The sequence below is a fragment of the Arthrobacter sp. YD4 genome (assembly GCF_030410515.1).
In the GTDB taxonomy this organism is placed as follows: Bacteria; Actinomycetota; Actinomycetes; order Actinomycetales; family Micrococcaceae; genus Arthrobacter.
In genome coordinates this window covers 784,021-806,676 of record NZ_JAUHHD010000002.1, presented here as the reverse complement: position 1 = coordinate 806,676, position 22,656 = coordinate 784,021, and the positions used below count along the sequence as shown (strand labels likewise).

The window sequence follows — 22,656 nt, the reverse complement described above, 5'->3', positions numbered from 1 at the left end:
GGCGTTTCCTAGGAATTCCCCGGGATCGGCGGCGGCGCTATTCGGCCGGGCGGCCCGGCTGCGGGTTCTGTTCCGGCGCGGCGTGCTCGATCACGGCGGCGATGTGCTGGAGCAGGTATTCCTGTCCGGCCACGGTGGGGTGGTCGCCGTCGGGCCCGATCAGGTCCTCGACGTCGTCGCTGATCCAGCCCTCGGCGATGGGGTCCACAAACTCGGCGCCGGCACCCTGCGCGGCGCTCCTGAGCTGGGCCCGGATATCGAGAAGGCCGGGGTCGGGGTCCGTGGTGTACGACGGCGGGCCCACCACGATCAGCTTGGCCGAAGGGGCCACGACCTCCGCGTGGGCCAGCGCCGTCGAGGCCGCCTCGCCGACGTCATCGGGGGCGTAGCCAAGATCGTTCTCTGAACCAAAGAACACCACGACGCCGGTGTCCGGTGTGACGAACTGGTCCACCTGGCTCCCGAAGGTGCCGTCGGCATCGCCTGGGCGGACGTAGCCGCTGCCGTTTTCCGCGGCATTGATCACCTGGAACCCGGACAGGGCGGGATCCGTTCGGATCAGGGCCGGCCAAGCGTGATCGGGGGACGTGCCGTGGCCGGTGCTGAGCGAATCGCCGACTACCACCACACGCACCGCGGGTGCCGCTGTGACCGCCGGCTGCGAGGAACTGGCGAGGGCCGCCGCTACCAGGCAGGCCGCAATACCAACGGCGACGTGCCGTCCGTGACCGCCGCGCGAAAAGAAGGTGACTGCCATGATCGCCTCCTGCCTGGAACCTGCCGTGTCCGCCCCCGCAGGGACGCTGGATACAGCAACGTTGCCGACTGTTGCCAGTGTAGCCGCGCCCGCTGTGGACGCCACCCCCTGGGCAAACGGGTTCAGGAAGCCGGCGGCGGGACCGGACCGGGCGACGGCGGGACCGGGGCGGGTGGGACTGGTCCGGGCGGGATCGGCGTCGGCCAGGTCGGGCCGGGTGCCGGCGCCGGCTGCGCGTCGCCGGGGTCGGCGGGGCCGAGGTCCAGGTGGAACGGCGGATACTCGTCCCTGAGCAGGGCCACGTAGGCGATGACCCGGTAGACCCACCGGTTGAGCCCCATCAGCAGGTCGAAGAGGCCCGGCCAGTATCGGCCGGTGAACAGGAGCACCACCCCCGCGATGAGCACCAGCAGCCCGATCAGGGAGATCCCGGCGTTCTCCTGCACCCATTCGGTGCCGTCCCAGTAGCGCTCCCGGCCGCCCCAGCCGCGCACGGTGCCGGTCAGGATCCCCACGATCAGCAGATGCGGAATCGCCAGCAGCCAGGACTTCACCAGCACCAGGCCGCGGGAGAGCCGCTCCGGGTAGTCGACGTCGAAGTCGGCGGGATAGTCGGTCCGGGCCAGGGTGAAGGGCGGGTACCGGTCGGTGCCCAGCGCCGAGTAGGAATAGAACGCTACCCGCCAGTTCCACCGGATCACGCCCACGTTGAAGGCAAACAGCGAGCGCGGATACCGGCCGGTGAACAGGATGGCGAACCCCGCGATGATCGTGGTGACCACCAGCGCGAACCACAGGAAGAACAGCACGACGTAGTGCGGGATGGCCAGGAACCACTTCACCAGCCACAGCCACCGGGACAGCTGCGGGTCCAGGTGGCCGCTGAGCCGGGCGGGGTATATGCGCGACGGCGGCGGGTAACCATAGGGTGGCGGCGGCACGGGATACCCGGGCGGCGGCGGACCCCCGCCCGTACCGGCCCAGCCGGAACCGGGGCCGCCCGGCCCTGCGGCCCCCAGCCCCGCCGCGCCCAAAACAATCAGCAGCACCCCGACCCCCAGCAGCACCACTCCTGCGATCAGCAGGCCGATGAAGATCGGCAGCAGGAGCTCCGAACGGACCCCGCCGCTCAGGTCCACGGCCACCGGGCTCGCCGCGTCGGCGTTCATGATGACGACGGCCCAGTTGCCCGGCCGGATGTCCCAGCGCAGCTCCTGGCTGCCCGTCCCGGAGACGGAGGCGGCCCAGAAGGTCTGCTCCGCCGGCCGCCCGGGGGCCTTCGTTCCGGCGACGGTGCGGTAGTCGGCCTGGAAGGGCGAGAACCTGACGTCGGCGAGCTCGGCGTGCGGGACGCCGGCGAGGTAGCCCGCGACGTCGGCCTGGCGGGCGATTCCGATGAACACCGGCCGGGACGGATCCGCGGCCGAACCGCGCAGCAGGATGCTGCCCGGCGTCGCCTCCGTCCCGGGAAGTGTCCCGTTGGGGCGCATGCCGCCGTCGTCCAGGATGTTGATCCGGGGAAGCGTCAGCGCGTAGCCGTCCGCCGCGAACCGTTCCGTGGGGGTGGTGAAGTAGCCGCCGTCGCGCTGCTGGTAGTTGGCCCAGCCGGTCGCGGCGGAACCGGCGAGCAGGCCCAGGCCCAGCAGCGCGGCAAGCGAGCCGAGGACCAGCAGGACTACCCGCCCGGGCTTCATGGCCTTTCCGCCGCCTCCAGTAGCGACTGGCCCCAACGGGTCGCCTTTTCGATCTCTCCGGGCCGCAGCGGGCCCTCACTGCCGCGGACGTAGAAGGGCATGGGTTCGGAGATGATGTCCGCCCCATGGTCCTTCAATGACTGGGCCATTTTCTTGGCCGCATCGCCGTGGATGAACATCCTCACGCGGGTGTCGAACGCGGCGGCCTTTACGCCGGCCAGGTCGCCGTCGCCCAAGCCGGAGAGCAGCTCGGTGACCTTGGGCGTGGGGCGCCAGCCGTTGATCGGACTGCCCAGGACCAGCAGGTCTCCGGCCAGGAGGTCGGAGGGCCGGAAGTCGGTGACCGGGATGGGGTCCGCGTGGAAGACCTCGGCCACGGCTTCGGCCACCGACTTGGTGTTGCCGTAGGCGGAGTCGTAGACGACATGGGCCCTCATCCGCTGATCACCACCTTCAGCGCCTTGGTGTCGGCCGCCCGGGCGAAGGTGTCGTAGGCGTCCAGGAACTGGTCGAAGCGGAACCGGTGGGTGGCGAACTTGGCGGCGGGGATCTTGTGCCGGGCCACCAGCTTCAGCAGCATGGGCGTCGTGTTGGCGTTCACCAGGCCCATGCTGATGTTGATGTTCTGGATCCAGAGGTTCTCAACGTGCAGTTCCACGGGTTTGCCGTGCACGCCCACGTTGGCCACCGTGCCGCCGGGACGGACGATGTCCGTGCACATGCCGAAGGTCGCCGGGACACCCACCGCCTCGATCGCCACGTCCACGCCCAGCCCGTCGGTGCGGGCCAGGACCTGGTCCTTCCAGTCGGCGTCGCTGGAGAGGACGGCGTCAGTGGCCCCGAATTCCCGGGCCTTCTCCAGCCGGTTCGCATCCAGGTCGACGGCGATGATGGTGGCCGCCCCGTAGAGCCCGGCCGTGGCGATCGCCGCGAGGCCCACCGGCCCGGCCCCGATCACCGCAACGGTGTCCCCCGGCTTGACCCGGCCGTACTGCACGCCGATCTCGAAGCCCGTGGGCAGGATGTCGGAGAGCATCACGGCTTCCTCGTCGCTGACGCCCTCCGGCAGCAGGTGCAGCGAGTTCTCCGCGTACGGAACCCGGACGAACTCGGCCTGCGTACCGTCGATCAGGTGCCCGAAGACCCAGCCCGTCCCGGACTTCCCCTCCTCTCCGAGGCAGTGCGAGTACAGGCCGGTCTTGCAATTGGCGCAATGCCCGCAGGACTTGATGCAGGAGATGATCACCCGGTCCCCCACCTTGAGGCTGGTTACCGAGGATCCCACCTCGGTGATGGTGCCGACGCCCTCGTGGCCCAGGATCCGCCCCTCGGTCACGGCGGGCACGTCGCCCTTGAGGATGTGCAGGTCCGTGCCGCAGATGGTGGTGGTATCCACCCGGACGATCGCGTCGCTCGGGTTGGTGATCACCGGATCCGGGACGTCGGTCCAGGATTTCTTGCCGGGGCCGCCATAGACGAGGGCCTTCATGCAGACTCCTTGACTCGAAGGACCACCGGCGGATCGACAATCCGCAGGCGGCAGGGCGTGACGGAGGCATCGATCCCCGAGGAGACGATCGACTGGCGGGCGTGTTCGCGGAGTTCGTCGAAGGCGGCCGCGGTTACCCGGGCATGGCCGAGGTCCACGACGATTTCGAAGCCCACGAACTTGGCGACCACCCGCCGGCAGACGACATAGAGCGCGCGGATGTTCGTCGTCGTCACGACGCCGCGCACGTCCACCCGGACTGTCTCGGACGCCGGGTCAGCGTGCAGCACCACCTTGATGCGCGGGTCCCCGTGGGACGGATGCGCCAAAAAGGACCTCGCGCGGCTGCTGTGATGAGCGTGTCCCAAGGGGCTCATGGCGCCTCAGCGCTCCCCGCGAAGCCCGGCGTCGCCGGTCCCCGCTGCCGTGCCTCCTGCTGCCGGTCATTCACCATGGCGGATCTCCTGCCTTTCCTGCCCAAGCTGGAAAGTGCAACTGCCATTTCCTTACCCCAGGGTCATAGCGAGACCGAAATTTCCTCGCAGGCGCTTCCCCAATTCCCCAAAATTGCCGTGCTGGATTCGCCTCATACCCAGAGTGAGGGTGCCGTTCTGCCCGGGCAAGGGGACAAAGGTCCCTTGGACTGCCGCCGCCGGCGGGTGCTGATACGGGTGTGCGCTGTGTGGCTGTTGCTACGTGGATTGCCGCCGTCCGGGGACCCCTTTAGCCTTGCTGCTATGCGTAAAACAGCCCCCGACGGCGGTGCGCCGGACCTTCTTCTCACCGGCGTCCACCAGCCGGACGATATGACGCCGTGTGACATCCTCCTGAGCGGCGGGCGGGTCGCGGCCATCGCCCCCGCGGGGTCCCACGCAACGGTTCCGCCCGGGACACGGCGGGTGGAGTTCGACGGCCGCTTCGTGATTCCCGGGCTTTGGGACGAGCACGTGCACATGAACCAGTGGGCGCTGACGCTGGGGCGGGTGGACCTCTCTGGGGCCGCGTCGGCGCGGGAGGCCGCCGCCGTCGTCGGGGCTCACGTTGGCGGCGTGCGCGGTGGCGGCGTGCGCGACGGCGGCGCATCCTCCGGCGGCCGGACGCTGGTCGGCGTCGGCTTCCGGGACGCCGTCTGGGCCGACGCCCCCAGCTTGGAGCTGCTGGACGGGACGACCGGCTGTGTCCCCGTGGCGCTGATCAGCCACGACCTGCACTGCGTCTGGCTGAATTCCGCCGCGGCTGTGCGCTACGGGGTGAACCCGGGCCCAGACGGACTGCTGCGGGAGGAGCCGGCGTTCGCGCTGACCCGCGAGCTGGGCCGCCTACCGGATTCCGACGTCGACGCATTGGTCCGCTCCGCGGGTGCGGCGGCCGCGGCACGGGGCATCGTGGGGATCGTGGACCTCGAGATGGTGTGGAATCGGGATCCCTGGCTGCGCCGGATCGCCGACGGGTTCGACTCGTTCCGGGTGGAGGCGGGCGTGTACCCGCAGGACCTGGACCGGGCCGTGGCGGAGCGGATGCGCACCGGCCAGCAGGTTCCGGGCGGCGCCGGCCTGCTCAGCGTCGGGCCGCTAAAGGTGCTGATCGACGGATCGCTTAACACCCGCACGGCGTACTGCGTGGACCCCTATCCGCACGGCGGCCGCGGGTTGCTGACGGTGAGCGAGTCCGAGCTGCTGGGGTTGCTGGGGCGGGCCCGCGACACCGGGTTTGTGCCAGCGGTCCATGCGATCGGCGATGGCGCCAACGAGGTCGCGCTGAACGCCTTCGCCGCCGCGGGCGTGAAGGGACGCATCGAACACGCCCAGTTCGTCCGGCGGCAGGACTTTGCGCGCTTCGGCGAGCTGGGGCTGACCGCCAGTGTCCAGCCGGCGCACGCGCTGGATGACCGCGACGCCGCCGATGCCAACTGGGCGGGGCGGACGGACCGGGCCTTCCCGCTGCGGTCCCTGCTCGACGCCGGGGCCACCCTGGCGCTCGGCTCGGACGCGCCGGTGGCCCCGCTGGAGCCGTGGACGGCGATGTCCGCCGCGACCACCCGGGCGCGTGGCGACGGGCGGGAGCCGTGGCATCCGGAGCAGGCGTTGACGCGGCGGGAGGCACTGGCGGCCTCCGCCCGCGGGCGTTGCCGCATCCGCGCCGGCGACCCGGCCGACGTCGTCGTCCTGGAGGGCGATCCGCTCACCGTGGACGACGCCGCATTCGCCGCGATGCCGGTGGCCGCGACGCTGGTGGCGGGCCGGTTCAGCTTCGGCGGCTAGGTGCCTGGACCAGGTTTGCGAACGGCAGCCGGCCAAACTCTTCGACGAAGGCCGCCTGGTAGGACGCCAGGGCCGGGGATAACTCGTCGACCGGGAGTTCGCGCCAGGCGATGATGAGCCGGTCCGCGGCGGCCAACTGCCAGATGAGGCGGCCGTCCCAGTGCCCCGGCGGCCTGCCCCGGCCGAAGTCGACGAATTCCTGGATCTGCCGCCGGAGCCCGCGGTTACCCTTGCTGCCGGGGCCGGCCTTGCCCAGATAGAGGATGTCGGCGCCTTCCACCCACTCGGCCTTCAGTGTTTCCTGCGGGAGGCCGGGGTTCTTTTTCTTGAAGACTCCAGCGGTGCTCTTGGCGAGGAACTGCGGCTCGGCTAGCTCCTGGCCGCCCGCGGGTAGCAGGACGGCGAAGATACCGGGCTTCTGCGGGATGCGGTTGATCTCAAGCTCGCCCGGGGGCCGAAATCCGGTGAAGCCGTCACGCTTCAATGACGCTCTGTTCAGGGGCATGGATTCCTCGGGGATGGCTTGGATACGGCAAGTTCCAGTATGGACGGTGGGGGTTGACTGGGGTGCAGTCGGGGTTGAGACTGACGGCGGGCACGGGCCGTGCATGCTCTCCCGGAGCACCGGCCGGGACCCCCATTCCGTGCAGATGACGAGAGGCGCTGGGGCGGTTGGTCTTCGGGCCCCGCGGCCAGCGGGCGCCTGAACGGACGACGGCGATACGCGCGCCCGTCCTGCGCCTCGGACCGGAAGTGCTCCACCGACGCCATTCGCGTAGTTCCCTTCGCCGCTAGGGATCTCTCCGCGTTCTGCCTTAAATGTCAGACCCCTCCGATTGAATTAGTTCATGGAAGGCAGTCGGAAGCTTTTCGAGGATTCAGTCGCAGCGGCGATCCCGGTTGGAGACGCGGCGGCGATCATCGATGAGCTCCGTGCGCTGGAGGACCGGAAATCGGCGATCGCGGCCCGGCAGGCCAGGTTGGCCGTGGCACTGGACCTGGTCCGGCGACGGGAACAAGCCGCCCTGGGCTTGCCCGCGGACCAGCTCGGCGCCGGCGTCGGGTCGGAGATCGCGTTGGCGCGGCGGGAATCCCCGGTCAAAGGCTCACGGTTACTGGGCCTGGCCCGGGCGCTGGTGACCGAGATGCCGCGCACCCTGGCCGCCCTCGAATCCGGGCGCCTGAACGAGTGGCGTGCCACGCTGCTGGTCCGTGAAACCGCCGGCCTGGACGCCACCGACCGGGCCGCGGTGGATGAGGAACTCGCCGCCGACACCGGCACCTACGACGGCGCCGGAGACCGGACCATCATCTCCGCCGCCAAAGCCGCCGCCTACCGGCACGACCCACGCTCCGTCACCCAACGCGCAGCCCACGCCGAAACCGAACGGACGGTCAGTCTCCGCCCGGCGCCCGACACCATGTGCTACCTCACCGCCCTGCTCCCCGTCGCCGCCGGAGTCGCCACCTACGCGGCCTTGACCCGCCACGCTGACACCGCCCGCGCCACCGGAGACACCCGCTCCCGAGGCCAGCTGATGGCGGATGCTTTGGTCGAACGGGTCACCGGGACCTCTGGCGGGATCACCGGCATCGAAGTCCAACTCGTTATGACCGACCGGACCCTCCTGGCCGGAGACAACGAACCGGCCCGGCTCGCCGGCTAGGGGATCGTCCCGGCCGGGTGGGCTAGGAAGCTCCTGGCGTCGGGAGGGAAGATCGCCGGAGTAGGCGGAAAGTCTCGACCAGAAAATCTCTCCGGGAAATCGTCTGGCGGCGCAACTGGGGCCGAGGACTTGTCCGTCTGGATCCGGCGGCTCTACACCGCTCCCACCACCGGGGAACTGCTCGGCATGGACTCCCGGGCCCGGCTCTTCCCCGCCGGACTGCGCCGGTTCATCGAAACCCGCGACAACACCTGCCGCACCCCGTACTGCGACGCACCCATCCGGCACTTGGACCACATCGTCCCCTGGCACCGCGGCGGAGAAACCACAGCGGCCAACGGCGCCGGACTCTGCGAAGCCTGCAACCACACCAAAGAAACCCCCGGCTGGACCGCCCGGCCCAGCGATAGGACAGAATCGGTCACCCGAGCTGGACCAAGGAACCGGACCGCGACATTAACCAGAGCTCTACCAGCCGCCGGACGCGGAGCGAACCAGAGAGGCAAGCTCGACGACACTCCCCCTCCGGTTACGCGCCACACCCTCGAACTCACCACCCCCACAGGTCACACCTACACCGCAGTTGCGCCTCGTCTTCCCGGCAGCGCAACGAGGAGTGGAACGTGGGACCAATCGGAACAAGCAACGGAGATAGAACCGGACTATGCCTACGGATTGCGGTCTCCGGCAGCACCGGAGGTGAGGGCGGAGCGTCACCGAATGAGGACACGACGGCTCGGGCGGAAGAAAAAGGTGCCGGCTTGAGCTGCAACGAGCCTGGCGCAGGCTGCCTCGCGGGCTCGGCCAAAGTCGGGTGGGCGGCGGAACCTGGTGCGGGTGCCCGGCGGAGTCGAGCGCGCGGTGCCTGACCGGACACCGGCAACCGGCAGCCGCGTGAGGTACCCCGGCCCGGGGAAAGCACCCCTTAAACGCAGAACCTGCAGGTACCTTCGCGATCTCGCTATGAGCTGGCCCGGGAATCGAAATGCCCTGAACGGCCCGTGAAAATCAGATGGTTACCTGCAGGCACTTAAAGCGTACGCCGCCGTCGAACCCGGGGCCAAGGGGTCCGTGGACTCTTGCCCGGCCCCGTGAAATGACTCCCAGCCTAGCGGCGTAGAGTGGACAGAGACGCCTGATTCTGGACGCCAAGTGCTGAGGGAGAAATCGTGACGATTGACTGGGACGAGAAGAAGACCCTGCTGCAGGAACCAAACATCGCCGCCGTCACCCAGCTCTGTGACGAGCTCAGGGAGAAGAAGCCGGGCTCGGTGGTCCCCTATATCGATCCCGTCCATGACGAGGACGAATGCCGGATCGTCAGCCTCCATATCTCGCCCGGCAAGGGCTGCGAATCGGGCTTCCTCTCCCACTTCAACGACGATGAGGCCGCCCAGCGCGCCACGTCCATCTACGAGGCCGTGGAACTCGACCCCCGCTACGTCATGCCCTGGAACGCCTACCCCTGGGTCCGCGACCCCGGCCTTCCCACGGCGCTCAACGTCCAGGAAAAGACCGACGGCCTCCGCCCGTTCCGCCAGTTCATGAAGATCAACAAGCGCGCCTCCGCCGTCATTGCCCACGGCGCCGACGCCCACTCCTTCCTCACCCTCTTCGAGAAGACGTACCACTCCTCGCTGAAGAACCGCGGCATCAAGATCTACAAGGCCACCGCCCTCGGCGGCCGCGCCTTCGCCGTCTCACCGGCCAAGCAAGAGGAACTGCTCGCCAAGAACGTCGCGGTCTACAAGGACGCGATGCAGCGGGCGGGCATCCAGCACCTCTAATCCCCCGGGCACAACGGCCCTCCCCCGTCCCGCCCCCGGCGGGCATGCTGGGAGGGCCGGCCGCGCGGCCGGTCCACAGTGGCGGCCGGACGGCGCCGGAAGGGCGGGTGCGCGATGGGACGGTTGGACGGCAAGGTGGCCCTGATCAGCGGTGGCGCCCGCGGCATCGGCGCGGCCATGGCCCGGCGCTTCCTCGAGGAGGGCGCCAGCGCCGTCGTCGGGGATGTCCTTGACGACGACGGCGCCGCGCTGGCAGCCGAACTCGGCGAGCGCCTTCGGTACATCCACCTCGACGTGACCCGCCCCGAAGACTGGGACGCCGCCGTAAATCAGGCCGTCACCGCTTTCGGCGGCCTCAGCATCCTGGTCAACAATGCCGGCATCGTGAACTTCGGCCGCATCGACGAATACCCGCACGAGCAGTGGGCCCGCATCATCGACGTCAACCTCACCGGCGTCTTCAACGGCGTCAAGGCCGCCGCCCCCGCCCTCGCCCGCTCCGGCCGCTCCTCGATCATCAACGTCTCCTCGATAGCGGGCATCCGCGGCTACGAGAACCTTCCCGGCTACACCGCCGCCAAGTTCGGCGTCCGCGGCCTGACCAAGGCCGCGGCCCTGGACCTCGGCCGCGACGGCACCCGGGTCAACTCGATCCATCCGGGCGTCGTCCGGACCCCCATGACCGACGGCATGACCTTCGACACCGGGCACGTCGCCCTGCACCGGATCGGCGAGCCCGTGGAGGTGGCGGACCTGGCCGTCTATTTGGCCGGCGACGAGTCCTCCTACGTCACCGGCGCCGAGTTCGTCATCGACGGCGGCGAGACCGCCGGCACCGTCGTCACCCCGGCAGGCTGACCGCCCATGGCAACGCCCCCGGCAGCAATCTCCGGCACAGCGCGCTCCGGCACCAAACTCGCCGTCGTCGGCGCCGGCAGCGTCGGCACCTCGCTGGCCTATGCCGCCCTGATCCGGGGCTCGGCCAGCCACGTCGCGCTTTACGACGTCAACGCCGCGAAGGCCGAGGCGGAGGTCCTGGACCTGGCCCACGGCACCCAGTTTTCGGCCGCGGCCGTCACGGTCGACGGCGGCGGGGACATCGCCGCGGTGGCCGGCGCCGACGTCGTGGTCATCACCGCCGGGGCGAAGCAGTCGCCGGGCCAGACCCGGCTGGACCTCGCCGAAACCAACGTCCGGATCCTCGAGCGGCTCATGCCCCGGCTCATTGACCACGCCCCGGACGCCGTCTACGTCCTGGTGACCAATCCCTGCGACGTGCTCACGGTCGCGGCCCGGAAGATCACGGGCCTGCCGTCGTCGCGCATTTTCTCCTCCGGCACCGTGCTGGACACCTCCCGGCTGCGGTGGCTGCTGGCGCACCGGGCGGGCGTCTCCGTCAGCAGCGTCCACGCCAGCATGGTGGGCGAACACGGGGACACCGAGTTCCCGGTCTGGTCCGGCGCCACAATCGGGCCGGTTCCCATCCGGGAGTGGACGGTCGACGGCGCCCGCGTCTTCACCGACGCTTCCCTCGCCGACACCGCACGCGAGGTGACCCAAGCGGCCTACAAGGTGATCGCCGGGAAGGGCGCCACGAACTACGCGATCGGGCTTTCCGGCGCCCGGATCGTCGAGGCCCTGCTCCGCTCCGAGAACGCGGTCCTGCCCGTCTCCACGGTGCTGGACGGCCAGCACGGCATCACCGGCGTCGCCCTCTCCCTGCCCAGCGTCGTGGGCCGCGGCGGCGTGCGGACGGTGTTGGAAACGCCCATGGACGACGGCGAGATCGCCTCGCTGCACCACAGCGCCGAAACCCTCCGGCAAAGCCTGGCCTCCCTGGGGATCTAGGGAATCCCGCCGCAGATCACCGTCATACGGCCCCGCATATTGACAGCCCGATGTGACCCCTGCCATATTTGAAGCGTGAACCTGTCAGACAGCCGGACAGCTGGACAGCCTCTCGCCCGCCTCAGTGCCGCCGAAGCCGTCTTCAACGTCCTCCGCTCGGATATCGAATCCAGGAAACTCCCCGTCGGCGCGAAACTCAGCTCCGAGGCCACCCTCGCCCAGCAGTACGGCGTCAGCCGTTCCGTGGTCCGGGAGGCCCTGCGCTCCTGCACCGCCCTGGGCCTGACCGTGACCCGCACCGGGCGCGGCACCTTCGTGGTCGCGGACCGCGTGGCCACGGACCTGGTCCTCGGCCAGTACTCGGCCCTGGACCTGACCGAGGCCCGGCCCCACATCGAGGTCCCCGCCGCCGGCCTGGCCGCGGAACGGCGCTCCGCCGAAGAGCTGGAAACCATGCGGGACATCGTCGCCGAGATGGCCGGCGAGGACGATCCCGAGGTATGGGTGGGGCTGGACTCGAACTTCCACGCCCTGATCGCCAAGGCCAGCCGGAACAAGGTCTTCGAGAACGTCGTCGCGGAGATCCGCGAGGCCCTTGCCTCCCAGTCGGAAACCCTGAACATGGTGGCCGACCGCCAGCACGCCTCCAACGATGAACACCGGAAAATCCTCGCCGCCATCGAGGCCGGCGACGCCGCGACCGCCCGGTTGGCCATGAGCCAGCACCTGCACGCCGTCGGCGAGGCCCTCGCCTCCATCCTGCACCCCACCAGCGCCGCCTAAGCGGCCACCACCGGGCACCACCCACGCCCACCCGATCCAAAGGACACCATGACTTTGCCTTCCCCCGCCCTCGCCCCGGACCGCCTGGACCCGGCCGGCCTGCCGCAGCACGCCGCCCTGGCGGCCCAGACCCGCGACGGGCTGGTGGAAAGCATCCACTACGGCTCGGCGGCGGCCACCGCGGCCGACGGTTCCCTGGTGCTCTCCGCCGGCGACCCGCAGGCCCCGTTCTACCCCCGCTCGGCCCTGAAGCCGCTCCAGGCGGTGGCCATGGTCCGCGCCGGCCTCGAACTCCCGGCCGACCTCCTGGCCCTCGCCGCGGCCAGCCACTCCGGCGGCCCCGAGCACCGCGACGGCGCCCTGCGCATCCTGGAACTGCACGGACTCGGCCCGGACGCGCTGGAAAACAGCACCGACCTGCCCTACGGCGTCCGCGAGCGCGAGGAATGGCTCCGCGCCGGCGGCACCACCACCCAGCTGGCCCAGAACTGCTCCGGCAAGCACGCCGCGATGGCCGCCACCTGCGTCATCAACGGCTGGCCGGTGGCCGGCTACCTGGACCCGGGCCACCCGCTACAGCAGCAGGTAGCCCGGACCGTGGTGGAACTGACCGGCGAGGAACCGGAACGCACCTCCACCGACGGCTGTGGCACCCCGCTGTTCGCCCTGACTCTCGGCGGCATGGCCCGCGCTTTCGGCCGGATCGCTGCCGGGACCGGAACCGCTGAAAGCGACACAGCCGAGGCCGCCGTGGCCGACGCGATGCGCCTCCACCCGGAGATGGTGGCGGGCCGGGACCGGGACGTCACCGCCCTGATGCGCCTGGTTCCCGGGCTGGTGGCCAAGGACGGCTTCGAGGGCGTCCAGCTCGTTGGCCTGCCGGACGGCCGCGGCGTCGCCGTGAAGATCTCCGACGGCGGCGACCGCGCCCGGATGCCCGTCACCGTCGGGATCCTGACGGCCCTGGGCCTCGACGCGGAGACCCTGTCCGGCCTCGCCACGGCACCCGTCCTCGGCGGCGGCCACCCCGTGGGGCTGCTCCAGGCCACCGACTTCCTCTCCTCCATCACCCCCAGCACCGACGCACGCTAAGGAACGCCATGACCACCCCTGCCACCGCAGACTTCCGCTCGGAACACGACCTCCTGGGCGACCGGGACGTCCCCGCCGACGCCTACTGGGGCGTCCACACCCTGCGCGCCGTCGAGAACTTTCCCATCACGGGCCAGCCGCTGTCCTCGAACATGTACCTGGTCCGGGGACTCGCCGCCGTGAAACTGGCCGCCGCCCGCGCCAACCACGAGCTGGGCCTGCTGGACGCCCGCCGCGCGGACGCCATCGAGGAGGCCTGCACCGACGTCATGAGCGGCAAGCTCAGCGAGCAGTTCGTCGTCGACGTCATCCAGGGCGGCGCCGGAACGTCGTCGAACATGAACGCCAACGAGGTGATCGCCAACCGGGCGCTGGAAATCCTGGGCTACCCTAAGGGCGACTACGGGCAGCTTCACCCCAACGACCACGTCAACCTCAGCCAGTCCACCAATGACGTGTACCCCACCGCGGTGAAGCTCGGCACCATCTTCGCCGCCCGGGAACTGCTTGAGGCCCTCACCGAACTCGAGGACGCGTTCGCCGCGAAGGCCATGGAGTTCCGCACGGTCGTCAAGATGGGCCGCACCCAGCTTCAGGACGCCGTCCCGATGACCCTGGGCCAGGAGTTCGGCACCTACGCCGTCACCATCGGCGAGGACCGGCTCCGGCTGGCCGAGGCGGACCTGCTGATCCACGAGATCAACCTCGGCGCCACCGCCATCGGCACCGGGCTGAACGCCCCGGCCGGCTACGCCGAGGCCGCCTGCCGGCACCTCGCCCGGATCACCGGCCTGCCGCTGGTCACCGCCGTCGACCTGATCGAGGCCACCCAGGACGTGGGCGCGTTCGTGCACCTCTCCGGCGTGCTCAAGCGGGTGGCCGTGAAGCTGTCCAAGATCTGCAACGACCTCCGCCTGCTCTCCTCCGGCCCCCGCGCAGGCCTGGGCGAGATCAATCTCCCCGCCGTGCAGTCCGGCTCCTCGATCATGCCCGGCAAGATCAACCCGGTCATCCCCGAGGTGGTCAGCCAGGTCGCCTACGAGGTGATCGGCAACGACGTCACCATCACCATGGCCGCCGAGGCCGGCCAGCTGCAGCTGAACGCCTTCGAACCGATCATCGTCCACAGCCTCCACAAGAGCATCTCCCACCTGGAAGCCGCCTGCCGCACCCTCACGGCACGCTGCGTCCGGGGCATCACCGCCAACACCGAACGGCTCCGCCTCACCGTGGAGCAGTCAATCGGCCTGGTCACCGCACTGAACCCGCACCTGGGGTATGCGACCGCCACGGCCATCGCCCAGGAAGCCCTCGCCACCGGCAAGGGAGTCGCGGAACTGGTCCTCGAACACGGACTGCTCACCGCCGAGCAGCTCGCCGACCTCCTCAGCCCGCAGCGCCTGGCCAACCTGAGCAAATAGCGTCCCCCGAATCCCCATAAGGACCCCCATGTCATCTCCCGGAACAGCACGCTCCCCCCAGCCCACGGTCACGGACCACACCATCCCGCTGCACGCCCACGCCACCGAGGCGGCCCTGCATGCCGAGGACCAGGGCTACCACAAGAGCCTCAAACCCCGTCAGGTCCAGATGATCGCGATCGGCGGCGCGATCGGCACCGGCCTGTTCATGGGCGCCGGCGGCCGACTCGCCGCGGCCGGACCCGCCCTGATCATCAGCTACGCCGTCTGCGGCTTCTTCGCCTTCATGATCCTGCGCGCCCTCGGCGAACTGGTCATGCACCGGCCCTCCTCGGGATCCTTCGTCTCCTACGCCCGCGAATTCTTCGGCGAGAAGGCCGCCTTCGTCACCGGCTGGCTGTACTGGCTGAACTGGGCGATGACCGCCATCGTGGACATCACCGCCGTCGCGCTCTACATGAACTTCTTCAAGAAGTACTGGGCGCCGATCGCCGACGTGCCGCAGTGGACCTGGGCCCTGGCGGCTCTGATCCTGGTCCTGGGCCTGAACCTGATCAGCGTCAAGGTCTTCGGTGAGATGGAGTTCTGGTTCGCACTGATCAAGGTGGTGGCCCTGGTCTCCTTCCTGCTGGTCGGGATCTACTTCGTCATCTTCGGCACCCCGGTCCCCGGCCACGAGGTGGGCTTCACCCTGATCGCGGACAACGGCGGATTCTTCCCGAATGGGCTGCTGCCCGCCGTCGTGGTGATGCAGGGCGTCGTGTTCGCCTATGCCTCCATCGAGCTGATCGGCACCGCCGCCGGCGAGACCGAGAACCCGGAGAAGATCATGCCCCGGGCCATCAACACGGTGATCGTGCGGATCGCGGTGTTCTACGTCGGCTCGCTGATCCTGCTCTCCCTGCTGCTGCCCTTCAACGCCTACAAGGCCGGCGAGAGCCCCTTCGTGACCTTCTTCGGCTCCATCGGCGTCGACGGCGTGGACGCCATCATGAACCTGGTCGTCCTCACCGCCGCGCTCTCCTCCCTCAATGCCGGCCTCTACTCGACCGGCCGGATCATGCGGTCCATGTCCGTGTCCGGCTCCGCGCCGAAGTTCGCCGCCCGGATGAACAAGGCGGGCGTGCCGTACGGCGGCATCGCCCTGACCGCCGGCGTGGCCGTCCTGGGCGTCATCCTGAACGCCGTGGTCCCGGCCGAGGCCTTCGAAATCGTCCTGAACGTCGCGTCGCTGGGCATCATCAGCACGTGGGCCATGATCGTGCTGTGCCAGATGCAGCTTGCCCGGCTCGCCGCCCGCGGAGAACTGCTCCGGCCCTCCTTCCGGATGCCGGGCGCACCGGTCACCGGCTGGATCACGCTGGCTTTCCTGCTGGCGGTGCTGGTCCTGATGGCCTTCGACTCACCCGTCGGAACGTGGACCATCGCGTCGCTGGCGGTCATCATCCCGCTCCTGATGCTCGGCTGGCGCCTCTGCAAGCACCGCATCCTGGAGATCGCCGCGGTGCGTGACGGCTTCACCGGCCCCGCCCCGGTGGTGGCGAACCGGCCGGGTCCGGGCGCCGGCGGCGGGAGCGTCTAGGCCGGATCGCCTAAGCTCGGACCAGGCATTCCTTCGGGCTCAACGACGATCCACCGGGAGAGACACATGACCAGCTGGCGCATCCGGGACTTCCACTCCGCGGACCTGGACGGGATCCTGCACCTGTGGGAGACCCTGAAGGCCTCGAACGTCGAGCCGGTCTACGCCCTCTCCGAGGTCCTCGCCTCCTGCGAGAAGGATCACGCGGTGGTGGCGGTGCAGGGCGAGCAGGTGGTGGGCGCCGCCGTCGGCCGCGCCGCCCACGACCAGGGCTGGATCGTCTTCCTGGCCACCCTGCCCGAGTACCGCGGCCGCGGCATCGGCACCTCGCTGCTGGCCGCGGTGGAAAACCGGATGGCCCCGCACGGGCTGAACAAGCTCTCCGCGCTCATGCCGGAGTCCGAGACCCGGGTGGAGGCGTTCCTGGGCCGCGGGTTCGTGCTGAAGAAGAACCTCCGGTACTTCGAGCGCCGGATCCCGGTCCAGCGCCAGGAGCTGGAGCCGCTGAGCCAGCTGGGCGGCCGGATCCTGGCGCGGGACCTCTGGGAGAACGTCGCCGGGATGCGCAACGAGAAGGAACTCCTGGAGCGGCGGCTGGTGCTGCCGCTGGCGGAGGCCGAGCTGGCCGACGAGTTCGGGGTGGTCCCGCCGCGGGCCGTCGTCCTCTTCGGCCCGCCCGGCACCGGCAAGACCACCTTCGCCAAGGCGATCGCGTCCCGGCTGGAGTGGCCCTTCGTGGAGGTCTTCCCGTCCCGGCTGGCCGCGGACCCGCTGGGCCTGGCCGGGGCGCTGCGGGAGACGTTCCTGGAGATCGCGGAGCTGGAACACGCCGTGGTCTTCATCGACGAGGTGGAGGAAATCGCCTCCCAGCGCGCGGGGGATCCGCCGTCGCCGCTGCAGGGCGTGACCAACGAGCTGCTGAAGATCATCCCGGCCTTCCGCGAGCAGCCGGGCCGCCTGCTGGTCTGTGCCACCAACTTCATCCGCGCCCTGGATTCGGCGTTCCTGCGCCACGGCCGGTTCGACTACGTCATCCCCATCGGCCTCCCGGACCGGCAGGCCCGCGAGGCGATGTGGCAGCGCTTCATTCCCGCAGCGGTGGTGGACGACGTCGACATCGAGCTGCTGGTGGAGCGCACGGAGGGCTTCTCCCCCGCGGACATCGAATACGCCGCCCGGAGCGCCTCGCAGCGTGCCCTGGAGAACGCGGTGTACGGGGAGGGCGACGGCGGAGCGCCCGGTTCCGGCGCCCCGGCGGGAAGCGCGGTGCGGCGGGGGCCGGCCACCCAGGACTATCTCGACGCGATCGCGGACACCCGGACCACCGTCAGCGCCGAGGTGCAGCAGGAGTTCCTGGAGGATATCGACCTGCTGGGCCGGGTCTAGGCGTCCCCTTCGAGTTCCGCCAGCAGCCAGGGATTGATCCGCGCCAGGATCTTGCGGGTCTCCTCAACGGGAACGGCGGCGTAGAGGACGGGACGCGCCTCGGCGTACCGGGTCACCGGCGGCTTGTCCGGCCACTTCTCGGCCAGGGCCTGCACCCGTTCCGGCAGCGAGTTGTGGGCGTTGTCCGCGATCTTGACCAGCGTGGCGTCGTGGTGTTCCGCGATCGCGCGGATGCCTGACTGGTAGTCGTCCGGGTTGTCCTGCAGCCGCTTCGTGACCCGCTCGATGATGTCCACGGCCCGCTCGGAGACGCCCATCTCCAGCAGCGCCTGCCGGGTGATCGGGGTGTCCTCCGCGATGTCATGCAGGTAGCCGGCGATCTGGATGTCCTCGTCGAAGTCGGCCAGCGCGTCGCCGACCGCCAGCACATGCTCGCGGTAGGGCCGTTTCAGTTTGTCCTTTTGCCGGTTGTGGGCCACTTCGGCGAGGACCCTGGCCGTCTCGACGGTGAAGCGCGGGGCGGAAGGCTCTGTTTCGGGCATGGGTTCAGCCTACGCGTCCGTCATCCCGGTCCATACCCAGGGCTCCCGCGGCAGCGAGGCCGGGTCGAAGGCCGCCAGGGCATTCCCGAGCGGGCCGGGCGGCAGCCCGAGCGAGGCCAGGAGCAGGTCCCGGACCCGGTCCGCGGTCACGCCGGCGGCGGCGAGGTCCGACAAGGTGACGGCGCCGTCGCGCTTGGCCAGCCGGGCGCCGTCGGCGTTCAGCACCAGCGCCACATGCGCATATTCCGGCACGGGAATATTCAGCAGACCTGCAAGGTAAGCCTGGCGCGGGGTAGAGGGCAGCAGGTCATCTCCCCGGACCACCTGGTCGATGCCCTGTTCGCCGTCGTCCACCACGACGGCGAGGTTGTAGGCGGTGACCCCGTCGGCGCGGCGGAGCACGAAGTCGTCCACGACGCCGGTGAAACTCCCCAGCAACCGGTCCCGGATGGTGCCCTCGGTGACGGCGGCCCTCAGCCGGATCGCGGCGGGCCGGAGTGCGCGCCTGGCCTCACGTTCGGCCTCATCCAGGTTCCGGCAGGTCCCCGGGTAGGCGCCCTGCGGCGCGTGCGGGGCCGACGGCGCCTCCTGGATTTCGCGCCGGGTGCAGAAACACTCGTAGGTCAGGCCCGCAGCGGTCAGCCGGTCGATCGCGGCGGCGTAGAGCGGCTCCCGGTCGGTCTGGCGGACGACGGGGCCGTCCCAGGTCAGGCCGATCGCGGCCAGGTCGCGCAACTGCGCGTCCTCGGCGCCGGAGCGCGCCCGGTCCAGGTCCTCCACGCGCAGCAGGAACCGGCGGCCGGAGGAGCGGGCGAAGAGCCAGGCGAGGAGGGCGGTGCGGAGGTTGCCGGCGTGCAGCTCTCCCGAGGGGCTGGGGGCGAAGCGGCCGGCGGGATCCATGGGTCAAGCCTATGCCGGACAGCACAAGAGCCCCTCAGCCACCGATGACTTCGGGGAACCGACGTCGGGGGCTCAGGGGCTCTTGCCAGGGTGTGCGGAATGACCAGGGTGTGAACAAGAGTCAATCAGCGGCAGGCTCCTTGCGGGAGCCGGATCCAGAGTCCGGGAGGTGTGCCGGGAGATCTGCAGCCATTGGGTGCCGGCGGTGGCCGGCGTTCCTTTGTTGCCACCATTTGAGCAGAAGCCCTACAGTTGATGCAACGGACGCCGTTGGCATTGATCAGACTGACCAAGGCGGACCCAAACATCTAGCAGGGAGTGGTCAGATTGCAGCAGCTCGACGGAACGGACCGGCGGATCCTCCTGGCCCTCGACGAGGAACCCCGGATGCCAATCATGCTGCTGGCGCAGAATCTGGGCCTGGCCCGCGGGACCGTGCAGTCGCGGCTGGAGCGGATGACCGCCTCGGGCGCCCTGCGCGCCAACAGCAGCCGGGTCCTCCCCGCCGCCCTGGGCCGCGGCGTGGCGGCGGCGGTGAGCGCCGAACTGGACCAGAGCCACCTGAACGAGGCGATCGCCGCGCTGCGGAACATCCCCGAGGTCCTCGAATGCCACGCCCCCGCCGGGGACACCGACCTGCTGATCCGGGTGGTCGCCACCAGCCCGGACGACCTCTACCGGGTCTCCGAGGAGATCCGGCTCTGCCCCGGCATCGTCCGGACCTCCACCAGCATGTTCCTGCGCGAGGTCATCCCCTACCGGACCACCGGACTGCTCGCCGACTAGGACCCCGGACCTACCGCCGGGCCGCTAGGCGACCGCGGCCGTCCAGACGCCGATCACCCAGGTGCTGGCGGCCAGGCACGCGAGGCCGAACTCGGCCAGCATGCCCAGGCCCGTGGCCTTCAGGGCCGCCCTGCTGGACGCCGCGGCGGTTCGCCAGGCGCGGGTGCGGTGCAGTTCGCTCAACAGCAGGCCCGCGGCGAACCCGACGAAGAGTCCCACCACGGGGATCAGGAACATGCCCACGACGCCGAACACCAGCCCGGTAACCACCGAGCGGCCGGGGATGCTGTGCTGCTTGAGCTTCCGGCCCGTAAGCACCGCGCCGGCGGCCATGCCGGCCAGCACGAACACCCCGCCGACGGCCAGGACCACCCAGCCCGTGGTGCCCGCCCCGCCCCAGAGGGCCCAGGCGAGCAGGCTGAGGGCAATCAGGATGCTGCCCGGCAGGACCGGGATGACGATGCCCGCCACCCCGGTCAGGATGGCCAGGCCGCACAGGACGGTGACGAGCGTTTCGGCGAACACCTGCCCAGTCTAGGGCCGGCCCTCCTACCCCTCGGAGACCGCGGCGGCGACGGCGGCGGCCACCGCCGGGGCGACGCGCGGGTCCAGCGGACTGGGCACGATGTAGTCGGCCGAGAGGTCCTCCTCGGCCAGCGCGGCGATGGCCCGCGCGGCGGCCAGCTTCATGGCCGGGGTGATCCGGCGCGCACCGGCGTCGAGCGCGCCGCGGAAGATGCCGGGGAAGGCCAGGACGTTGTTGATCTGGTTCGGGAAGTCGCTGCGGCCGGTGGCGACGACGGCCGCGTACTTCGCGGCGACCTCGGGCAGCACCTCCGGGTCCGGGTTGGAGAGGGCGAAGACAATCGCTCCGTCGTTCATCCGGCCCAGGTGCGCCTCGTCCAGCCGGGACGAGGAGACGCCGATGAAGACGTCTGCCGCCTCCAGCGCCTCGCCCGGGCCGCCGCTGACGCCGCGGGGGTTGCTGCGGGCCGCGAGCCGGGCCTTTTTGCTGGCCGGATCCGCGGCGATGTCCGCCCGCTCCCGGTTGATCACGCCGCGGGAATCCAGCAGGACGACGTCGTCGATCCCGGCGGTCAGCAGGATCTCGGCGACGGCGATTCCGGCGGCGCCGGCGCCGGAGACCACCACGCGCAGGCCCTCCAGGTCGCGGCCGGCGACCTTCGCGGCACCGGTGAGGGCGGCGAGGACCACGACGGCGGTGCCGTGCTGGTCATCGTGCATGACGGGGCAGTCGAGGGCCTCGATCAGCTTCTCCTCGAGCTCGAAGCAGCGCGGAGCCGAGACGTCTTCGAGGTTGACGGCGCCGAAGCTGGGCCGCAGGCGGACCAGGGTATCCACGATCTCGTCGACATCTGTGGTGTTGAGCACCAGCGGGATGGAGTCGAGGTCGCCGAAGGCCTTGAACAGGGCCGACTTGCCCTCCATCACCGGGAGGGAGGCGCTGGGGCCGATGTCGCCGAGTCCGAGGACGGCGGTGCCGTCGCTGACCACCACCACGAGGCGTTCGGCCCAGGTGAGGGTCTTGGCGAGTTCCGGTTCCGCGGCGATCGCCCGGCTGACCTGGGCGACGCCCGGGGTGTAGGCGATGGAAAGGTCGCGCTTGCTCTCCAGCGGGACGGTGCTGGCAATGGAGAGTTTTCCGCCCTGGTGGGAGGCGAAGATTTCCTGGTCGTCGATCGGGGCGGCTGCTGCCCCGGCTGCGTCGTCGGCGGAAGTGGGCAGGATGGTTTCAATGGACACGTCGTTGTCTCCTGGGGCTGACCGTGGGCATACGGCACTTGGCTGCCTGGGCGCGGACGCGCCCAGGGTGGTCGTGGGGAACTCCGGCGGCGGCCCCGGGGTGGCGGGCCTGCGGTGGAGATTCCGGAAAGTGCTGGCATGGCGCCGCTCCGGTGTTGCCATGGTAGCCAGAATCGGGGGCCGGGCCGGAGTCGGCCGGACACAAAGGAGTAACCGGTCTAGACCGGCTTGGCCGCCTGGGATCCGCGCTCGAAGAGGGAGCAGGCCCGCTTCAGGTCTTCCTCGGCCTCGAAGAGCGAGAGCCTGCGGCACCGCACGGACTGGACCAGCCCGGACACGGTCAGCAGCAGGACCCGGGACACCACGGGGTCGCCGCTGACGGCGGTGACGGCCTTCTCCGCCGTCGCGTCGATGTCGCGCAGCAGGCGGGTGGTGTCCGTGTCCTTGGCGTACACCACCCGGTTCAGGCACTGTTCCACCGCCGGCTGCATCAGGCGCATGTGGAAGATCTCCATCACGACGCCCACCAGAACGTGCACCGGCGCGCGGGTCCCCGCGGGCCGGTCCCCCACGTGCAGCTCGCCCAGCTGCTTGCGGTAGAGGGCCAGCATCAGCTGGGTGGAGGAGGGGAAGTACCGGTAGAGGGTACCCAGCGGCACGTCGGCCTTGGCGGCCACTTCGGAGAGCACGACGGCGTCGAGGCCGGTGCGGGCGAAGCCGGCGGCGACGTCGAGGATGCGGGCATAGCGCTGCCGTTGCCGGGGCAGCGTGGGCGGCGGCGCCATCGGGGGAAGATCGGAAAGAGACTCAGGCATCGGCAAGGTTCCGGGGTCGTTTTCTCGGCACTGCGGAGGCGTGCTCCGCCGGGGTGCCGCGGGAATCCCGTCCACTATACGG

At 70.1% G+C, this 22,656-nt stretch carries 21 protein-coding genes and 1 pseudogene; 11 read left to right on the top strand and 11 right to left on the bottom strand.

Translation table 11 applies throughout. From position 1 onward, the window contains the following. Positions 1-37 precede the first annotated feature (37 nt). The 5 genes from QWJ39_RS08260 to QWJ39_RS08240 form a co-directional block, all read right to left on the bottom strand. Entirely contained in the window at positions 38-757 is a 720-nt protein-coding gene (locus QWJ39_RS08260; protein ID WP_290257264.1) for an SGNH/GDSL hydrolase family protein, read from the bottom strand. Positions 758-879: 122 nt separating this feature from the next. Further along, complete coding sequence (locus tag QWJ39_RS08255; protein WP_290257263.1) at positions 880-2,451, bottom strand: DUF4389 domain-containing protein; 1,572 nt, start codon at positions 2,449-2,451, stop codon at positions 880-882. Continuing rightward, on the bottom strand, positions 2,448-2,888 hold the full coding sequence (locus tag QWJ39_RS08250; protein ID WP_290257262.1) for a flavodoxin domain-containing protein: 441 nt from the start codon (positions 2,886-2,888) through the stop codon (positions 2,448-2,450). Before QWJ39_RS08250 ends, QWJ39_RS08255 begins: the two co-directional genes overlap by 4 nt. Beyond that, positions 2,885-3,940, bottom strand: a complete 1,056-nt coding sequence (locus QWJ39_RS08245) for a zinc-dependent alcohol dehydrogenase family protein (protein WP_290257261.1) — start codon at positions 3,938-3,940, stop codon at positions 2,885-2,887. Before QWJ39_RS08245 ends, QWJ39_RS08250 begins: the two co-directional genes overlap by 4 nt. Further along, complete coding sequence (locus QWJ39_RS08240; RefSeq protein WP_290257260.1) at positions 3,937-4,269, bottom strand: hypothetical protein; 333 nt, start codon at positions 4,267-4,269, stop codon at positions 3,937-3,939. Before QWJ39_RS08240 ends, QWJ39_RS08245 begins: the two co-directional genes overlap by 4 nt. A gap of 408 nt (positions 4,270-4,677) precedes the next feature. Here QWJ39_RS08240 and QWJ39_RS08235 point away from each other — a divergent pair, with 408 nt between their 5' ends. Continuing rightward, entirely contained in the window at positions 4,678-6,201 is a 1,524-nt protein-coding gene (locus QWJ39_RS08235; protein WP_290257259.1) for an amidohydrolase family protein, read from the top strand. On the opposite strand, the gene QWJ39_RS08230 is transcribed toward QWJ39_RS08235, so the two are convergent. After that, a complete protein-coding gene (locus tag QWJ39_RS08230; RefSeq protein ID WP_290257257.1) occupies positions 6,185-6,706 on the bottom strand; it encodes a hypothetical protein in 522 nt (173 codons plus the stop codon). The two genes, QWJ39_RS08235 and QWJ39_RS08230, sit on opposite strands and share 17 nt — an antisense overlap. A gap of 343 nt (positions 6,707-7,049) precedes the next feature. On the opposite strand from QWJ39_RS08230, the pseudogene QWJ39_RS08225 reads away from it, so the two are divergent. From QWJ39_RS08225 to QWJ39_RS08185, 9 genes and pseudogenes are all read left to right on the top strand, one after another. Further along, positions 7,050-8,267 (top strand): annotated as a pseudogene (locus QWJ39_RS08225) (DUF222 domain-containing protein); the annotation flags it as partial. A gap of 770 nt (positions 8,268-9,037) precedes the next feature. Next, complete coding sequence (locus tag QWJ39_RS08220) at positions 9,038-9,655, top strand: uracil-DNA glycosylase (protein WP_290257256.1); 618 nt, start codon at positions 9,038-9,040, stop codon at positions 9,653-9,655. Positions 9,656-9,769: 114 nt separating this feature from the next. Continuing rightward, positions 9,770-10,513 (top strand): SDR family oxidoreductase, encoded by a 744-nt coding sequence (locus QWJ39_RS08215; protein WP_290257255.1) that lies wholly within the window; start codon positions 9,770-9,772, stop codon positions 10,511-10,513. Between the two features lie 6 nt (positions 10,514-10,519). Then, on the top strand, positions 10,520-11,503 hold the full coding sequence (locus QWJ39_RS08210; protein WP_290257254.1) for an L-lactate dehydrogenase: 984 nt from the start codon (positions 10,520-10,522) through the stop codon (positions 11,501-11,503). Positions 11,504-11,578: 75 nt separating this feature from the next. Further along, on the top strand, positions 11,579-12,286 hold the full coding sequence (locus tag QWJ39_RS08205; RefSeq protein ID WP_290257253.1) for a FadR/GntR family transcriptional regulator: 708 nt from the start codon (positions 11,579-11,581) through the stop codon (positions 12,284-12,286). A gap of 48 nt (positions 12,287-12,334) precedes the next feature. Further along, positions 12,335-13,378, top strand: a complete 1,044-nt coding sequence (locus tag QWJ39_RS08200) for an asparaginase (protein ID WP_290257252.1) — start codon at positions 12,335-12,337, stop codon at positions 13,376-13,378. Positions 13,379-13,386: 8 nt separating this feature from the next. Then, positions 13,387-14,799 carry an aspartate ammonia-lyase gene (locus QWJ39_RS08195; protein WP_290257251.1) on the top strand — a complete coding sequence of 471 codons (1,413 nt, stop codon included), beginning with the start codon at positions 13,387-13,389 and terminating at the stop codon, positions 14,797-14,799. A 28-nt stretch (positions 14,800-14,827) separates the two neighbouring features. Next, on the top strand, positions 14,828-16,381 hold the full coding sequence (locus QWJ39_RS08190) for an amino acid permease (RefSeq protein WP_290257250.1): 1,554 nt from the start codon (positions 14,828-14,830) through the stop codon (positions 16,379-16,381). A 66-nt stretch (positions 16,382-16,447) separates the two neighbouring features. Next, positions 16,448-17,767 carry a GNAT family N-acetyltransferase gene (locus QWJ39_RS08185; protein ID WP_290257249.1) on the top strand — a complete coding sequence of 440 codons (1,320 nt, stop codon included), beginning with the start codon at positions 16,448-16,450 and terminating at the stop codon, positions 17,765-17,767. On the opposite strand, the gene QWJ39_RS08180 is transcribed toward QWJ39_RS08185, so the two are convergent. Both QWJ39_RS08180 and gluQRS read right to left on the bottom strand, forming a co-directional pair. Next, on the bottom strand, positions 17,764-18,309 hold the full coding sequence (locus tag QWJ39_RS08180) for an HD domain-containing protein (protein WP_290257248.1): 546 nt from the start codon (positions 18,307-18,309) through the stop codon (positions 17,764-17,766). The genes QWJ39_RS08185 and QWJ39_RS08180 overlap by 4 nt on opposite strands. A gap of 9 nt (positions 18,310-18,318) precedes the next feature. Next, on the bottom strand, positions 18,319-19,209 hold the full coding sequence (gluQRS, locus tag QWJ39_RS08175; RefSeq protein WP_290257247.1) for a tRNA glutamyl-Q(34) synthetase GluQRS: 891 nt from the start codon (positions 19,207-19,209) through the stop codon (positions 18,319-18,321). A 327-nt stretch (positions 19,210-19,536) separates the two neighbouring features. Between gluQRS and QWJ39_RS08170 the strand changes: the two genes are divergently transcribed. After that, entirely contained in the window at positions 19,537-19,995 is a 459-nt protein-coding gene (locus tag QWJ39_RS08170) for an Lrp/AsnC family transcriptional regulator (RefSeq protein ID WP_290257318.1), read from the top strand. Positions 19,996-20,019: 24 nt separating this feature from the next. Here QWJ39_RS08170 and QWJ39_RS08165 read toward each other — a convergent pair whose 3' ends face one another. The 3 genes from QWJ39_RS08165 to QWJ39_RS08155 all read right to left on the bottom strand — a co-directional run bounded on the left by QWJ39_RS08165 (position 20,020) and on the right by QWJ39_RS08155 (position 22,574). Further along, positions 20,020-20,520 (bottom strand): DUF456 domain-containing protein, encoded by a 501-nt coding sequence (locus tag QWJ39_RS08165; RefSeq protein ID WP_290257246.1) that lies wholly within the window; start codon positions 20,518-20,520, stop codon positions 20,020-20,022. Between the two features lie 24 nt (positions 20,521-20,544). Continuing rightward, on the bottom strand, positions 20,545-21,759 hold the full coding sequence (locus QWJ39_RS08160) for a malic enzyme-like NAD(P)-binding protein (RefSeq protein ID WP_290257245.1): 1,215 nt from the start codon (positions 21,757-21,759) through the stop codon (positions 20,545-20,547). A gap of 218 nt (positions 21,760-21,977) precedes the next feature. Then, complete coding sequence (locus tag QWJ39_RS08155) at positions 21,978-22,574, bottom strand: TetR/AcrR family transcriptional regulator (protein WP_290257244.1); 597 nt, start codon at positions 22,572-22,574, stop codon at positions 21,978-21,980. Positions 22,575-22,656 lie beyond the last annotated feature (82 nt).

What these genes read in the sequence shown, in the direction of transcription:
- QWJ39_RS08245 (WP_290257261.1), bottom strand. Translation starts at nt 3,940, where the DNA reads ATGAAGGCCCTCGTCTATGGCGGCCCCGGCAAGAAATCCTGGACCGAC.
- QWJ39_RS08255 (WP_290257263.1), bottom strand. Translation starts at nt 2,451, where the DNA reads ATGAAGCCCGGGCGGGTAGTCCTGCTGGTCCTCGGCTCGCTTGCCGCG.
- QWJ39_RS08215 (WP_290257255.1), top strand. Translation starts at nt 9,770, where the DNA reads ATGGGACGGTTGGACGGCAAGGTGGCCCTGATCAGCGGTGGCGCCCGC.
- QWJ39_RS08250 (WP_290257262.1), bottom strand. Translation starts at nt 2,888, where the DNA reads ATGAGGGCCCATGTCGTCTACGACTCCGCCTACGGCAACACCAAGTCG.
- QWJ39_RS08190 (WP_290257250.1), top strand. Translation starts at nt 14,828, where the DNA reads ATGTCATCTCCCGGAACAGCACGCTCCCCCCAGCCCACGGTCACGGAC.
- QWJ39_RS08260 (WP_290257264.1), bottom strand. Translation starts at nt 757, where the DNA reads ATGGCAGTCACCTTCTTTTCGCGCGGCGGTCACGGACGGCACGTCGCC.
- QWJ39_RS08235 (WP_290257259.1), top strand. Translation starts at nt 4,678, where the DNA reads ATGCGTAAAACAGCCCCCGACGGCGGTGCGCCGGACCTTCTTCTCACC.
- QWJ39_RS08155 (WP_290257244.1), bottom strand. Translation starts at nt 22,574, where the DNA reads ATGCCTGAGTCTCTTTCCGATCTTCCCCCGATGGCGCCGCCGCCCACG.
- gluQRS (WP_290257247.1), bottom strand. Translation starts at nt 19,209, where the DNA reads ATGGATCCCGCCGGCCGCTTCGCCCCCAGCCCCTCGGGAGAGCTGCAC.
- QWJ39_RS08195 (WP_290257251.1), top strand. Translation starts at nt 13,387, where the DNA reads ATGACCACCCCTGCCACCGCAGACTTCCGCTCGGAACACGACCTCCTG.
- QWJ39_RS08230 (WP_290257257.1), bottom strand. Translation starts at nt 6,706, where the DNA reads ATGCCCCTGAACAGAGCGTCATTGAAGCGTGACGGCTTCACCGGATTT.
- QWJ39_RS08210 (WP_290257254.1), top strand. Translation starts at nt 10,520, where the DNA reads ATGGCAACGCCCCCGGCAGCAATCTCCGGCACAGCGCGCTCCGGCACC.
- QWJ39_RS08185 (WP_290257249.1), top strand. Translation starts at nt 16,448, where the DNA reads ATGACCAGCTGGCGCATCCGGGACTTCCACTCCGCGGACCTGGACGGG.
- QWJ39_RS08180 (WP_290257248.1), bottom strand. Translation starts at nt 18,309, where the DNA reads ATGCCCGAAACAGAGCCTTCCGCCCCGCGCTTCACCGTCGAGACGGCC.
- QWJ39_RS08200 (WP_290257252.1), top strand. Translation starts at nt 12,335, where the DNA reads ATGACTTTGCCTTCCCCCGCCCTCGCCCCGGACCGCCTGGACCCGGCC.